General features: G+C 48.3%; 15 protein-coding genes and 2 tRNA genes. 12 read left to right on the top strand and 5 right to left on the bottom strand.

Annotated features, from left to right (window positions below; translation table 11 throughout):
* Positions 1-10 precede the first annotated feature (10 nt).
* Both gmk and BSZ32_RS14735 read right to left on the bottom strand, forming a co-directional pair.
* Positions 11-607: a guanylate kinase gene (gene gmk, locus BSZ32_RS14730; RefSeq protein WP_105044122.1), complete on the bottom strand. Its 597-nt coding sequence runs from the start codon at positions 605-607 to the stop codon at positions 11-13.
* A gap of 42 nt (positions 608-649) precedes the next feature.
* The gene (locus BSZ32_RS14735; RefSeq protein ID WP_105044123.1) at positions 650-1,435 is read right to left on the bottom strand and encodes a DUF3108 domain-containing protein; all 786 of its coding nucleotides are present in this window, start codon (positions 1,433-1,435) and stop codon (positions 650-652) included.
* 215 nt (positions 1,436-1,650) lie between these two features.
* On the opposite strand from BSZ32_RS14735, the gene BSZ32_RS14740 reads away from it, so the two are divergent.
* A complete protein-coding gene (locus tag BSZ32_RS14740) occupies positions 1,651-2,265 on the top strand; it encodes a TetR/AcrR family transcriptional regulator (protein WP_105044124.1) in 615 nt (204 codons plus the stop codon).
* 71 nt (positions 2,266-2,336) lie between these two features.
* Here the strand turns inward: BSZ32_RS14740 and BSZ32_RS14745 are convergent, their stop codons facing one another.
* Complete coding sequence (locus BSZ32_RS14745; protein WP_105044125.1) at positions 2,337-2,891, bottom strand: HdeD family acid-resistance protein; 555 nt, start codon at positions 2,889-2,891, stop codon at positions 2,337-2,339.
* Positions 2,892-3,031: 140 nt separating this feature from the next.
* Here BSZ32_RS14745 and BSZ32_RS14750 point away from each other — a divergent pair, with 140 nt between their 5' ends.
* The 5 genes from BSZ32_RS14750 to BSZ32_RS14770 all read left to right on the top strand — a co-directional run bounded on the left by BSZ32_RS14750 (position 3,032) and on the right by BSZ32_RS14770 (position 6,648).
* Positions 3,032-3,469, top strand: a complete 438-nt coding sequence (locus BSZ32_RS14750; protein WP_105044126.1) for a GRP family sugar transporter — start codon at positions 3,032-3,034, stop codon at positions 3,467-3,469.
* A 161-nt stretch (positions 3,470-3,630) separates the two neighbouring features.
* Positions 3,631-4,287 carry a response regulator transcription factor gene (locus BSZ32_RS14755; RefSeq protein WP_206018871.1) on the top strand — a complete coding sequence of 219 codons (657 nt, stop codon included), beginning with the start codon at positions 3,631-3,633 and terminating at the stop codon, positions 4,285-4,287.
* A gap of 11 nt (positions 4,288-4,298) precedes the next feature.
* Complete coding sequence (locus BSZ32_RS14760; protein WP_105044127.1) at positions 4,299-6,224, top strand: sensor histidine kinase; 1,926 nt, start codon at positions 4,299-4,301, stop codon at positions 6,222-6,224.
* Between the two features lie 196 nt (positions 6,225-6,420).
* Positions 6,421-6,496, top strand: a tRNA-Thr gene (locus tag BSZ32_RS14765).
* Positions 6,497-6,572: 76 nt separating this feature from the next.
* Positions 6,573-6,648 (top strand) — tRNA-Thr (locus BSZ32_RS14770).
* Positions 6,649-6,809: 161 nt separating this feature from the next.
* Here the strand turns inward: BSZ32_RS14770 and ald are convergent.
* Both ald and BSZ32_RS14780 read right to left on the bottom strand, forming a co-directional pair.
* Entirely contained in the window at positions 6,810-7,922 is a 1,113-nt protein-coding gene (ald, locus tag BSZ32_RS14775) for an alanine dehydrogenase (RefSeq protein WP_105044128.1), read from the bottom strand.
* Between the two features lie 312 nt (positions 7,923-8,234).
* Positions 8,235-10,454 carry a hypothetical protein gene (locus tag BSZ32_RS14780; protein ID WP_165788877.1) on the bottom strand — a complete coding sequence of 740 codons (2,220 nt, stop codon included), beginning with the start codon at positions 10,452-10,454 and terminating at the stop codon, positions 8,235-8,237.
* A gap of 194 nt (positions 10,455-10,648) precedes the next feature.
* Between BSZ32_RS14780 and BSZ32_RS14785 the strand changes: the two genes are divergently transcribed.
* The 6 genes from BSZ32_RS14785 (at position 10,649) to BSZ32_RS14810 (ending at position 14,002) form a co-directional block, all read left to right on the top strand.
* On the top strand, positions 10,649-11,143 hold the full coding sequence (locus BSZ32_RS14785) for an arsenate reductase/protein-tyrosine-phosphatase family protein (protein ID WP_105044130.1): 495 nt from the start codon (positions 10,649-10,651) through the stop codon (positions 11,141-11,143).
* Positions 11,144-11,203: 60 nt separating this feature from the next.
* Entirely contained in the window at positions 11,204-11,740 is a 537-nt protein-coding gene (gene nuoB / locus BSZ32_RS14790; RefSeq protein WP_105044131.1) for an NADH-quinone oxidoreductase subunit NuoB, read from the top strand.
* A gap of 3 nt (positions 11,741-11,743) precedes the next feature.
* Positions 11,744-12,307 (top strand): NADH-quinone oxidoreductase subunit C, encoded by a 564-nt coding sequence (locus tag BSZ32_RS14795; RefSeq protein WP_105044132.1) that lies wholly within the window; start codon positions 11,744-11,746, stop codon positions 12,305-12,307.
* A 63-nt stretch (positions 12,308-12,370) separates the two neighbouring features.
* Positions 12,371-13,009, top strand: coding sequence for a rhomboid family intramembrane serine protease (locus BSZ32_RS14800; protein WP_105044133.1), 639 nt, complete (start codon positions 12,371-12,373; stop codon positions 13,007-13,009).
* A 71-nt stretch (positions 13,010-13,080) separates the two neighbouring features.
* Positions 13,081-13,380 carry a Dabb family protein gene (locus BSZ32_RS14805; RefSeq protein ID WP_105044134.1) on the top strand — a complete coding sequence of 100 codons (300 nt, stop codon included), beginning with the start codon at positions 13,081-13,083 and terminating at the stop codon, positions 13,378-13,380.
* A gap of 94 nt (positions 13,381-13,474) precedes the next feature.
* Complete coding sequence (locus BSZ32_RS14810; protein ID WP_105044135.1) at positions 13,475-14,002, top strand: ATP:cob(I)alamin adenosyltransferase; 528 nt, start codon at positions 13,475-13,477, stop codon at positions 14,000-14,002.
* The last annotated feature ends 102 nt before the right edge of the window (positions 14,003-14,104 follow it).

Genomic DNA, 14,104 nt, shown 5'->3' on the forward strand with positions numbered 1-14,104 from the left:
GAGTATCATTTTATATGTGGCGGCTAATACGTAGACGTTCACCGTGGAGCAAGGCCTTAAAGAATATGTAATCCTCTTCGTGAGATCCTGATACAATGCGGAAAGAATACTTCGGCCAGTGTTCCATTTCATCGAGGGAATTCCTCATGCGAGTTTCGATGATCTCTTGGCTATCCGTGCCGCGTCCCGTGAGACGTTTCCTGAGTTCTTCAGCATTAGGTGGCATAATGAAAATGTCGACCAATGAGTGCTGGATGATGGGGTGTTTACTCTCTCTAACGAGAGCCGCGCCTTGGACATCAATGTCCATGACGACATCGACGCCGGCTTCTAGTTTGTTGAGAACTTCCGAAAGTAGGGTGCCGTAAAAGTTGCCATGCACCTCAGCGTGCTCGAGTAACTCGCCTGTGGCAATTTTGTTCTGGAACTCAGGTATGCTGAGAAAGAAGTAGTCTTTGCCATTCTCTTCACCAGGTCGCGGCTTGCGCGTGGTGCAGGATATAGCATAGCTAGCCTCGTCTTCGTTAGAAAGGCGGCGACAGAGGGTGGTTTTTCCGGACCCTGATGGGCCAGAAACTAAGTAGAGGATGCCTGTACGAGCTGACATGTGGTTAGATCATAGGAGGATGGCTCATTCTTCAAGTGTTATTTAGAGTGGGCTGCGCTTTGTCAAGGTTGCCCGCACGTCACCAATGAAGACCTTGGAGCGCAACTCCACTGGAATCCGCTGACCATCATCTGTGATCCACATGGTTGCTTGCTTTAGTTTTTTGTACGTCAGTAGTTTGCCTGTCTTTTTGTCGATTTTTTGGATTTGAATATCTAGTTTGATGCAATCGTGGCCAAGGTGCTTTTCTCGTCCTAGAACTGTGACTTTGATGAGGTAGGGGCTTGCAAAAGGATGACAGCAGAGCTGTACTATAGAGCCCTTAGTGAGTGGCTGCCTACGGATTGCTAGCATCGCAGTGAGCGGATCGTGAATCGCTTTGGCTGCAAATTGATGGCTACGGGGGATGACTTTCTTGGATTTATGAAGTGTGGTGGTGGAGTTGTAGTGGATACCTGGTCGTTTATAGCTGCTTTTGGTGGCAACCTCTTCCTTGTTGTCCTTTTCAGTGGCAACAAACACTAGCGGACGGTGGTCACTTAGTTTGGCAAATGAGGTAAAGGTGAAAGTGTAGGGGAAGAGAGCGTAGGCCGGTCCAGTTGATCGGCCATAGGCGTGGCTAAGGAAGACCTTCGGGTAGCGTTTGTCTTTCTTGCCAAATTCAATGGTGAGTTTCCCCGACTTGATCGCCCCATTCCAGCTCATTTTATATTCAAGTTTTTCGGGGGTGAATGGGCTACTTTTACCTGCTAGATAGGGGCTGATGTCAGTATGCCAACTTGCATGCACCACTGAAATCATAAAGAAGAATGTGAGAAACTGGATCATCGGAATAGGTTAGTCTAAAATCATAATTTTAAATTTCAAGGAAATCGATTGCGAGATTCAAAACATGTTGTACTAATTTTGACTAAAGAAATTACCTCTCTATGGCAACACAACACAAGAAATAGAGCTGATTACTAACATTAATGGTGTTTGTTGTTAAGCGTTTGTTTAAGATGTTGCAAATTAGGGAGAGAACGCTAATCTTCTAACTAAATATGAGCACCAGAGATCAAATACTAGCATCGGCATGGAAACTTTTCAGCGAAAGAGGTTTTGAAGATGTTTCGGTTCGTGATGTAACTAATGAGGCTGGGGTGAATTTAGCATCAGTGAGCTATCACTTTGGCAGCAAAGACGGATTGATTCAGGAGGTGGTGAAAAAGGTGCTGAATCCAGCAAACCAGCAAAGAGTTGACCTACTTGAGGGGGTTGTGACGGATTCTGGAGGAGTCAATGAAGTGACCTTGAAGCAAATTTTAGAGAGTTATATACGGCCTGTGATGTTTCCTGAGGAACACGGAAGTAACGTAGATATTTTGGCTCGTCTAGCAGCGCGTTACCTTATTGAGCGAGACTACGATGTTCCAAACTCAGTGTTAGCATTGTTCGGAGAAGTTTTTCAGAAGTACGTGTTGATTATCTCGACCAAGATTAGTCACCTTAGCCATGAAGAGATTCTCCAACGTTTACTTTTCTGTATTGGAGCGGCTCTGCATTTCCAATCATTCGCAGTACTCGCTAATAAAATTGCTGGCAAGAATCCAATTCCAGATAGAGAAAAAGACTTCCGCGAACTCGTACAATTTGTTCTCTGCGGCTTCAGCAGTTAGCCGAGTTTTTAAAGTTTAAAAAAGGCGTTCACTGTGAGGTGAACGCTTTTTACTGGAGATGAATGAGTGTATTAGACGTCGATTGTCTTAGGGGGGCTCTTGCTGTGTTTGCGGAGTTTGAGTGAGAGTATGATGAGTACACTGCCAGCTATGAATGCGAATGCGGCAACGAGCTTGACGATCAACTTTGCGACTGTGGCTGGATCACTGAGGCACCAAGCTCCGAACAGGATGGAAAGAATGCCGGCGATGATGAACCAGCCGCTTTTTGCGGTGAGTCCACCAATCAATTCAAAAGCTCCTTTGAAAATACACATCCAGCCAAGAATGAGGATGAAGGTGGCGGCAACGATGTTTGGAAAAATAATACAGTAGGCTCCAGCAGCCACGCTTAGCAGCCCAGAAAGAATCATCCACCAGCGTGGAGATGGCGAGCCACCCTTGAAGGATGCAGCGAGAGAGAAAACTCCATCAAACAAGATATAGATAGCCCAGTACATAATGAGGAAAGCAATGGTCATTCCTGGCGCAGTAAAAGCGAGAATTGCAAAAATGAGAGCTGCTAGACCGCGGAGGAACAAGAGCCACCAGCCCTTGGAGAGTAAATCGACAATTGGAGTATGCATAAGTAATAAGTAGTAACTATTGTTAGACGATGTAGAATGGTCTGGTAGCTATCCGCGGTCAAGATTCCTTTTATCTCGCCTAGGTTGGATATCATTACTAGGTCTTGTAGAAACTGTGCATCAACGCTATTGCAGCGAGTATGACTCAGGCACAACTAGGCGTTCTCATTGGTGGTATCGTCCCAGCCCTTTTATTTGGTATTTCAGGTATCTGCCAAAAGTGGAGTAATCAGCATGGCATTAGCACTGGCGCATACTTGGTGAGTATAGGAATCGGTGTGCTGTGCGTGGGAGTGGTGCTCTGTATGTATAATTCCGAGCAGCAATTTTCTACGGCATCGGTTGCGCCGGCGATCGCTTTAGGTGCGTTCTGGGGCTTAGGAATACTGTTAGTGGCTATTGCCATTAGTAAGTATGGGGCCCGCTTGTCAGTACTGGCGCCACTGTACAATATGAACACGCTGGTTGCCGTGGTGGGTGCCTTATTTATTTTTTCAGAATGGAAAGATGCTGATCTCGTCAAATTGGGCTTTGGAACAATCATGATCATTCTGGGCGGAGTACTAGTGTCCTCGTAATTTGAACTGTTGAAGGAATCCTAAGAATCAGTTAAAGGTATCTGTGCTGCACATTTCATCTGTTGATGGTTCGGCTCACTTTACATGCAATTTACACAGCATCCTGTGGAATGTCCTACACTAAATAGTAGATATGATTCCAACAATACTCGTAGCAGAAGATGACAATGCCGTGCGGCAAGGGGTGGTGGACGCTCTTACTCTGTCTGGATACCAGGTGGATAGCTGCGCGTGATGGACGCGAGGTGATGCAGTGTGCTCTAGAGCGGCAATACCAACTCTTATTGCTCGACTTAGTGATGCCACATCACAGTGGTTTTGAAGTCCTAGAGGCACTCAAAAAAAAGCTTCCTGGGCAGCCAGTGATCATACTCTCAGCACGTGGAGAAGAAGCTGATCGCGTCAAAGGTCTCACGATGGGTGCAGATGATTATGTGGTGAAACCTTTCAGTCTTCGCGAGCTATTGGCTCGGGTGGATGCCGTGCTGAGGAGGTCAACCGAACGAGCTGCCAGCATTGATAAGTATTGCTATTGTCATGAAGTGGTGGATTTCGATCGACGTGAAGTGAAGCTAGAGAACTCAGGAACACTCCAAGAACTCTCTGAACGAGAGACTAGTCTGATGGCCTACTTAGTGGCGAATAAAGGCCGTGCGATCTCAAGAGAGGAAATTTTGCGGCAAGTGTGGGAACTCGATCCCAAGGGGCTCTCGACCAGGACGATAGATATGCATGTGGCACATCTACGAGGAAAGTTAGGAGATGTGGATCAGACTGTGGTACAGACGGTTCGAGGCCAAGGGTATAGGATTGATTAGAGAGAACTATTATGGGAAATAGAATATGGCTTATTTGGCTTATTTGGCTTGTGGCATTTGTATGTGCAGCTGTTGTTCTCTCGGCGATGTCAGTAGTGACCTTACGCTTGGTTGAGCAAAGCAACGAAGATGTGCAGCAAGGGGCAGATGCATATCTAGAGGAAAGGGTACGATTGGCCATGTGGCGGCTCGATTCATTGGCCGCTTCAATTGTAGGAGCGGAAGACGCTCGCCCCGCTGAAGAGCTCTTTACTAAAGACTACAGAGATGTGGTGCAAAGTCAGTCGGTTACGACCGTACCTGTGACTGGGATATATTCCAATGCTCCTTCCTACACGAATGTCTATTGGGGTGTGAACCTCCAGCAAAAGGAACCACAGGTCCAGTCACCCCAAGTCTACCAAGAAGAATTTCTGCTAGGGAATAGCGTGGACCCGTCCGCTAATAAGCTCTACTCGAAGAAGCTAGAAAAACTCAACGAGATCCTAGCTGCACCAGTCGGTAATGCTAAGAGCGGGTCTGTATCAAACTTAGATTTGGCCTGCATGAGCAGCCACGTTCTGTCATTCCCAGCTGCTTTAGCCAAAGATTCCTTGGTTCAGGTTGAGGTGCTGGCTCAAAAGGACGACAACGACTTCTCCTTGTCTTCTTTGAATAAACAGGCCCCGAGTAAGAAAAAGAATAGCAAGGTCGTGGGTTACAAGAATGACCCAGAGGTTCAGCAGAAGATCTCGAAGGCTGAAAAGAATAAGCGCCAAAAGGCGGTAGCGCGATATGCCGATAATGTATCGAACTATAGCCAATGGAATGCGAACCCACTCGAGGTAAAAGACGCCAAAACTCTCAACGCGCGAGATTCGACCCCTGAGATGACAGCCTTCACTCCTGTTTGGCTCGATGATGAGCTTGTGTTAGTGCGTCGTGTGAGAGTTCTCGGCAGTGAGAAGCTTCAAGGGATTTGGCTAAAGAAGCAAGAAATCACCAAACAATTACTCGATGAAGTCTCAGACCTTTTCCCGACGGCGAAGCTGGAACCTTACTTGGATCAAGTGAGTGAAAACACTGCTGAGAATGTGATGCTCAAACTTCCCTTCATTCTGATTCCCCAAGAAAGCACTTTGAGCTCGGTTGCTGTGAATTTACGCGATGTCATCGACGGTCCTATCGGCCTAGCATGGTTAGGTGTTGGTTTCGCCTTGGCAGCTGGCTTCTTCACGCTCCGTGGGGTGATTAAAATGAGCGAAAGACGTACGGCATTTGTCTCCTCAGTTACCCACGAACTACGCACACCTCTCACTACGTTCCGTTTGTATAGTGACATGCTGAGTTCAGGGCTAGTCAAGGAGCCCGCCACCAAGCAAAAATATTTAGAGACATTAAGAACCGAGTCTGAGCGGTTGACTCACCTGGTTGAAAACGTGCTGGCGTATTCCCGTATCGAGCGCGGCGGAGCGGCGGTCAAGAAATCTGAGGACCTCAGTTTGGGAGCCTTGCTCGAGAGAGTTTCTGAAAGATTGGAAATACGCGCAAAGGAAGCTGATATGGAATTACAAGTGCAGGTGACGGAGTTTGATTCTGAAAGGAAGCTCAAACTCAACACCACAGCCATCGAGCAAATCCTATTCAATCTCGTCGATAATGCAGCAAAGTATGCCTGCGACGGTGGCAAGGTCATTCTCCTGATCGCTGAGTTTCAGAAAAACAATCTACGAATCGCGGTGTGCGATCAAGGATGTGGCGTCTCTAGACGGGAGCGCGGTAGGCTTTTCAAGCCATTCCATAAAACCGCAGAGCAAGCCGCCAGCACCAAGCCTGGTGTGGGTCTAGGACTAGCTCTCTGCCGTAGGCTTGCCCGAGCCATGAAAGGGGACCTCTTTTACGAGAAAGTAGAGCAAGGTGCCTGTTTTGTACTCAAAGTTCCAGCAGAGCTGAAATAGCCAGAGTATCGGCTATCCTTATTCTCTGTTTAAACGACTTACTGGATCGAGTGATCTAGCTTAGTTTTAGGCGCGAACCGTCTATCTTGATCGCAGAATAAAAAAGAAAAATTTTCGCTAAAAAAGAACTTGCGCCCAATCAATTTTTAAACATACTCCGCCCGCAGCCGCAAGGCAGCATACGATAAGGTCACAAGCCGAATTAGCTCAGTTGGTAGAGCAGTTGATTTGTAATCATCAGGTCATCAGTTCGAGTCTGATATTCGGCTCCATCCTTTCTTTGCCAAGAGAAAGAGGAGACCAAATCGTAAAACAGTATGAATAATTGAACCGCAAGGTTTAAAAAAAGCCGGATTAGCTCAGTTGGTAGAGCAGTTGATTTGTAATCATCAGGTCATCAGTTCGAGTCTGATATCCGGCTCCATTCAGTCCCTGAATTCCTCTAGGAATCAGGGATTTGTTGTGTCTAGGGAGTGTCGGTAATCGAGATGACGTAGCCGAACTCGACACCAATGGTAATACCACTGAGTGCATCAAAAGAGGCAGCTGTCGTTTTTTATACCTAGCTATTAATCATGTGCGACGTTAAGTTGTTAAGTTGTCAGTAGCTGATGATAGGGGGAGTCCATGAGCGCTAGCTACAGCTTCATAAGTGAGCTGGCCATTAGTGCAGTTGATGCCATTGATGAGCTCTGGGCGTTTGCTAACTGCGTTAGCAACACCGTTCTCGGCTATGAGAGCGGTCCAGTTGTGTGTGACGTTATTGAGTGCTTGGGTTGCGGTACGTGAGTAAGCTCCAGGCATGTTTGCCACACAGTAGTGGACTACTCCTTCATCGATGTATGTTGGGTTTTCATGGGTGGTGGCGCGTGTGGTTTCGGCACAGCCGCCTTGATCTACAGCAATGTCGACAAACACGCTGCCAGGTTGCATGAGCTTGAGCATCTCTCTAGTAATGAGCTTCGGTGCCGCGGCTCCGGGAACGAGTACCGCGCCGATGACGAGATCTACCCTTGGTAGTAGCTCGCTGAGGTTTGCCTCTGTCGAGTAAATGGTGTGTGTGCCTTCCATCGTGATGTCGAGGAAGCGCATACGGTTAAAATCTACTTCTAGAATCGTTACATCGGCTCCAATGCCCTTAGCCACACGCGCAGCATTGACACCTGCAGTGCCCCCGCCAATGACAACCACGCGTCCTGGAGCAACACCAGGAACACCGCCGAGTAGGGTGCCCCGGCCGTTTTTATGCCTAGCTAAGTGGTAGCTACCCACAATAGCTGACATGCGTCCAGCGATCTCAGACATCGGTTCTAACAGGGGTAGATGTCCATTTACTTCGATAGTTTCATAGGCAATAGCAGTGCAACCTGAGGCCACCAGCGACTCTGTGAGAGACTTGTCTGCTGCCAGATGAAGATAGGTGAAAAGGATGTGTTGATCAGTGAGCATTGCTACCTCTGATGCCTGAGGTTCTTTCACTTTCACGATCAGAGTTGATTGGGCAAAAACCTCTTCAGTTGTATCGAGAATGATGGCTCCACAGGCGATGTATTGCTCGTCAGTGTAGCTAGCACCGGCACCAGCACCTTGTTGAACGTAAACAGTATGGCCGCGCTTCACTAGGTCCTTTACAGATGCTGGGATCATGGAAACGCGATGCTCTTGGTTTTTTATTTCTTTAGGGATGCCGATGTTCATAGGTTTGTCATAGCATGTTAGTTGTTGACCCTTCAATTTAGGCAAGCTTAAGACGGGGGTGTTAGTTGAAATTATAATGCTATAGATAAAAGCCGTCAAAAGCTATTGATTTAGTCATTTATCCGCTCATAGGCGATTGAATACGGAATCATGATTTGGCAACAATGAGCCATCTGAGGTTAGAAAAAACAATGGATGATAGCGGCGAGAATATTAACGAAAAAACCTGCCAGTTGGCAGGTTTTGAGAGTTTAGGGCACCAACAAAGTGAGTTACTGGGGCAGTCCTAAAGAGGAATGCGCGGCGAAATATTTATACCTTCCAGATTTCGGAGCGGCGAGCGAAGTCCGCTTCAAGACGGAGGTATTTACCAGTGAGACTTTGCTGAATGTGAGCTTCCCAGGCACTCAGCTGCTGAGTAGGTCCAGCCGGCTTAGAGAGCTTGCTGATGTCAGACATGCTGAGGCGTCGCTCGGCGTATGCTTTCGGGTTGGTAGCATATTTAGCAACGTCGTTGATGAAGCTGTTGATGAGGGCGAGACTGTTGAAAAGCTCTGTGATCGTTAGGTCTTTGAATGCTTTGAGAGCTTCGCCAAGGTTTTCCTTTTCTTGCCTACGTGGGCGGAGGTCAAGAGCAGTTAGCGTGTCACTCACGTGGCGCACAGCAATTTTCAATTCCTCTGAGGTGTGAGATGAAGACAAAAGTTTGGAAAGGTGGTTGGTGAGGACTGTGACATTTGCCCAGATCGGGAGGTCCACATAGATGTCAAAGAGCCTGTTGCAGAGGTTCGTTCCGAGCTCTTGCAGCTGGAAGTTTGGGATTTCACTGGGTTCGAGCTTGGGATTGAGAGCGAACATAGCTCCGAGGCAGTTCAGAATCGGGCCCATCAGCGTCTCGTAGTCGGGGAAGGTGCGACCACGGCCGTCGATTTTAGCATTTTCTGAGCGCCTAGAATAGGATTCTACAGCCCTTGCAATTGGGTCATCGGTCTGAAGTCCAGTCGTGGGCTTCTGCGCATAGAGAATAGTCAGTTGGTCAAAACTGGCAAATGACAGAGCATTGGCCCCCATCTTTTGAATGAGCTGCCAAGCTGCATGTTGAGCGACCTGGAGGTCGTCTCCACCAGGGCTCTGGGATGGATGGGTTTCGATTGCTTTGAGCTGGAGAGTATTGTTCGCTTCGAAGAATTTAGTCACCTCCTCTGTCGCTCGGTAGACGCTGCCCTGCTCATCGTAGCTCTTAAGCTCACCGTAGTAGCCGAGAATGAGCTTGGCGAAACGTGAATCGGGGTTTGGCTGGCCACTACGGTTGAGGTAGCGGTCTGCTAATGAGTCTGAGTAGGGAGAACTCCCCATTGCTAAGTTCATGATGGCCTGTTTGCAGCAAATATCAGCGGTGGGGGTGACGAGGAGAGGTAAGCCCGCATCTGTACAGACGCGTTTTAGCTCTTGGATGAAGACGCTCACGATGTCAGAAAATTGGTCAACATTCTCAGCCGTGTTCGAGGACGCAGAGCTTTTACGAGAGGCTAAATATTTGGCTCGGATCGCTGCTTCTTGTTGCTTGAGGTCGCGTATCACAAAAGGCATCGCTCCTCCTGGGACACCCGCGGCGCAGAGTTGTTCTTTGAGATCCTGCTGAATGTCTTGGTCTCTACGAACGGGTTTATTTCCCCATAGTTGAGCAGTTTTTTGAGTGAGATGGTTGTAGGCTGCTCGGTCAGCAATGAGCTCTGGTGCGATAGTAGAAAGCGCGTGGTGGGCTGAGCCACCTGAGAGTACACCCTCTACAGTCTCGATAGCGTGAATGCCGTAGCTGATAGCTTTTTGAATGGTGTTCTTAGAGCTTTCCTCATTGGTAGAGTGGCAGTGTAGACTGAGCGGAATACCCTTGGCATTAAGTATAGCAAGCAAGGCGGGGATCAAAGTGGAAACCCGCTCGGCTGTGAGCTGACCAGACATGTCTTTGATCGCTATAGCATTGTATCCGGCATCGATCAGGGCTTCAGCGTAGCAGCAGAAATAGCCATCGGTGTAGCGCTCTGGTGATTCAGGATAATGCGTGAAACAAATGGCTCCCTCTAAGGTCACTCCTTTAGAGTTCTTAATGGAATTTGGGAGTGCTAGATTCTTAATGTCGTTGAGGGCATCAAAAAATCGGATCTTTGTAATCCCGTGCTTGATGAATTCTTTGAGCGTGATTTCGATGATGTCCTTATCATAGTGGCGAAATCCAAGTGCGTTGGCGCCGCGGAAAAGCATTTGCAGTTCGAAGCCTTCATTTTCCTCAGCCTTTACTAAGCCGTGGCTTAGAGCTCCGAGAACAATAAAGGGATTATAACCGCGATTGATCGCGATCTGAAAGCTTTGACCACCTGAGACTTCCGCGCCGTGGAAGCCCGCCTTGCGAGAGGCCGCTATGAGCTTGGCGTAGTTGTACGACTCGAACAGCCAGTCAGCGGCATCGAGCGTGGATTGTTGCCCGTCTCTCATGGTGAGATTGACGAGTTTCGGTCGGAAGCTTTGATTCATACTAAGGAACATTCTGTAGTCCTTGCCTAGAGGCAAGTGCTAACTGAGTCACTCTGACTCGTGCTAATACAAAGGGGATTGATTTGCTGAATGAGGCAGCTAGCCGGTGTCGTATGATAATTATCAGAGTGAGGGGCTGAACTACGGCGAAATTCCAGCTTGAATTGTTGGCGGTGAGCTGTGAGTTTCTGCCCATGGATTCAGAAAAACGCGTTCTCTTCGTCTGCACCGGCAATACTTGCCGCAGCCCTATGGCTGAAGGGATTTTTCGTAAGGCTACTAAAGATAATGCCTTATTGATGTCGCTCGGCTCTGCTGGAGTGGCAGCCTATGATGGGGATCGGATCAGCCCTGAAACTGCAGATGAGCTAAAGCGGCGGGAGGCCACGCTAAATGATTTCAGAAGTCGTTCTGTGACAAAGGAAATGCTGGAGGGGGCGACCCATGTTTTCGCGATGACGGAGTCTCACCTCTACACCTTGACTCGCAGTTTCCCAGACTTTGCAGATCGGTGCTACCTAGTTTGTGACTTCCTAGAAATCAATGGAGAAGGGGGAATGGACGTGCCCGATCCTATTGGTATGGGAGTGAAAGCCTACCAACAAGTTGGCGAGGTGTTTGAACACGCAATTCCCTCCCTAATAGATTTCATTGAAAACGAAGAATCTACAGAATCGACCAATTCCTAAACATTTATCTTGTCGCTGTAGTACCGAATACTAGAGTGGCGCTCGAATCAAATAGTTCCTATGGCTTCTCCAGATCCTAACAGCACAAATTACGCCTACGATTCAAAGATCGAAGGCAATGTTACATTCACCCAGCTTGACGCAGCGATCAACTGGATGCGAAAAAACTCACTTTGGCCTATGCCAATGGGCTTAGCATGCTGCGCGATCGAGTTGATGGCGACGGCCTCGTCTCGCTATGACATTTCTCGCTTCGGTGCAGAGGTGATGCGCTTTTCCCCACGTCAGGCAGACGTCATGATTGTGGCAGGCACAGTGACTTATAAAATGGCCTTGGCTGTCAAACGTATCTGGGACCAGATGCCTGAGCCAAAATGGTGTATAGCGATGGGCGCATGTGCCTCTTCAGGTGGCATGTACCGTAGCTACGCAACTCTCCAAGGTATTGATAAATTGATCCCAGTGGATGTCTACATTTCAGGTTGCCCACCACGTCCAGAAGCTTTGATCGAAGGATTGATGAAGCTGCAGGATAAGATCGATAAAGAAGAATCCACTATGGATCTCAAGAGAATGCCTGAACCTGAACAAGTTTAAGAGATGAGTCCATTTGTAACAAAATTAGAGTCCGCCTTTGGTGAGAAGATTCTAGGCAAGAAAGAATTTCGCGGTGAGCACACAGTCCTAGTAGAGCTCAGTGCTCTGCACGATGTGATGCTGCACTGCAAAGAGCAACTTGGATTCGACTTCCTTCTCGATATCTGCAGTGTAGACCACGAGTCGGTCCACCCTCGATTTGAGATGGTGTACGAACTGGCATCTGTCGATGACTCCCAACACCTCCGTGTGAAAGCACCCGTGGCTGAAGACGAAGATGTCCAAAGTGTTGTTGATATTTGGAAAACTGCCGATTGGCACGAACGTGAAGTGTACGACATGATGGGTATCAAGTTTACCGATCACCCAAACCTCAAACGCATTCTCATGTGGGAAGGTTATCCTTACCACCCATTGCGCAAGGAATTCCCTCTAGCGGGTAAGCCGACTGAGATGCCTGATGTGGCATTCACTGGCGTAGCTCCAATGGAAGGTGGTCCATTCGTCACCAGTTCCACCGCTACCGATACAGTAGCCCGCGAGCCAAGGGCTAAAGGGGAGAGCTAGGACTCCTTAAAAAGAATTTAGAGTCCGAGTTCTCCAGCAAATGGGAACTCGGATTTTTTTGTGATGAAGTCCCTCAGTTATCTACTTGTATTAATCTATGTGCTGGTCGCAGCCACGGGGGGAGTCATTGCTAATAGCTGGTGGTACGACCAATTCGGATTGAGTCCGGAGGGTGTCGAAGCTGGAAAAATATGGCAGTTCCTCAGCTACGCCTTGCTCCACGGCAATGCCTACCACCTCATCGTCAATGCTGTTTTATTGTGGGTGTTAGGTGGGAAGCTACAGAGCATTGTAGGAGCTAAGAAGGCGATGCTCGTTTTAGCCATAGGAGTGCTTACCGGAGGAGTCTTTCAGCTCGCTTTGAGTTGCCGAGTGGAGAGCGATCCGTCGAGTTTGCTGGTCGGTGTTTCTGGTGGGATAATGGGAATGTTATTGTGTCTAACAACTATCGAACCTTATCGAGTCATGCGGCCACTGAGGATACGCGCCAAACATCTTGGACTCGGCTTCCTCCTCAGTGAAGCCATTCTGACGCTGACCGATCCAGCTCTGGGAATCCCCGTGCTTTCTGGGCTTGGAATTCATGCTGCGAGCATGATGGGGGAGTCCATTTTCCACGTAGCGCATGCCTGCCATCTTGGTGGAGGCATTGCTGGGATGTACTTAGGAAGAACATACCGCGAAAAATATGAAAATTGCTAAAAGCTACCGCTTGAATAGTTATGTCTGATTTTCTTCTTGGCTAAAGTCTAGATCCGTTCGAAAAGTGAGCTATGCAACACCACGTCTATTTTTGGCTTAAAGAAGAGCATAAGAATGCTGAAACTCTCGCCGCGTTTGAGAAAGCACTCGGTGCTGTTTGTCTAGTCCCTAACATCGCCTCTGGCGGTTGGGGTAAATCAGCAGCCACTCCTGTGCGACCTGCCACTGACAAGAGTTTCGATTACTCGATTTATCTGACATTTGATTCCGTAGAAAAGCACGATGCCTACCAAGTGCACCCAGAACACGATGTCTTCGTCGATGGTTATAAGCACCTCTGGGAAAGCGTCCGCATCATGGATGTCGAGTAAGGGGCGTAAGTATCACTTTTACTTTTTGGCGTGGTTGTTAACTCAGCTGCGCCATTTTTTTTGCATTCTTCGGATTGCTTGTTAGTGTGTCGGCATGAGCATCAGCACCAGACGCGGCGACGAGGGAACAACCGACCTGTTATTTGGTAAACGTGTACCAAAGACCCATCCTCGCGTCCGTTGCTGCGGCGCTGTCGATGAACTCAATGCCCAGCTCGGTGTGGTTCGTGCTTCTGAAATATCCGATGACATGTCTGAGTGCATCGATGGTATTCAAAAGAGGCTTGTCGGCCTGATGGGAGTCGTGGCTACCCGTGAAGACGACCACCAGAAATATACCGAAAAGGGGTACCAAGGAATCGAGCTCGATGATGTCGAGTGGTTAGACGAAATCGTCCATGAGTTAGAGACTAAGAAGGGTCATCGTTTCCGAGGTTGGTCACGGCCAGGGAAAGCGGGGGCACTCTCAGGTGCCTACCTCGATGTGGCGCGTACTACCAGCCGACGCTCCGAACTCACCAGCTGGGAGATCGAGGATGAAGGGCTTGGCATAGCTCGAAAATTTCTCAATCGCTTATCCGATGTACTCTGGCTGCTCGCACGTGAGCGTGAGGCTGAGTAGGAATTAGGGGCACCTAACATCGAGGTCGATTTCTTGAAAGATCGCAGGAAGTTTGCAGTATATAACTTGTGATTAAATTACCAACAGATTGGATTATTGTTA

Source organism: Rubritalea profundi (assembly GCF_002954445.1).
GTDB classification, from domain to species: Bacteria; Verrucomicrobiota; Verrucomicrobiia; order Verrucomicrobiales; family Akkermansiaceae; genus Rubritalea; species Rubritalea profundi.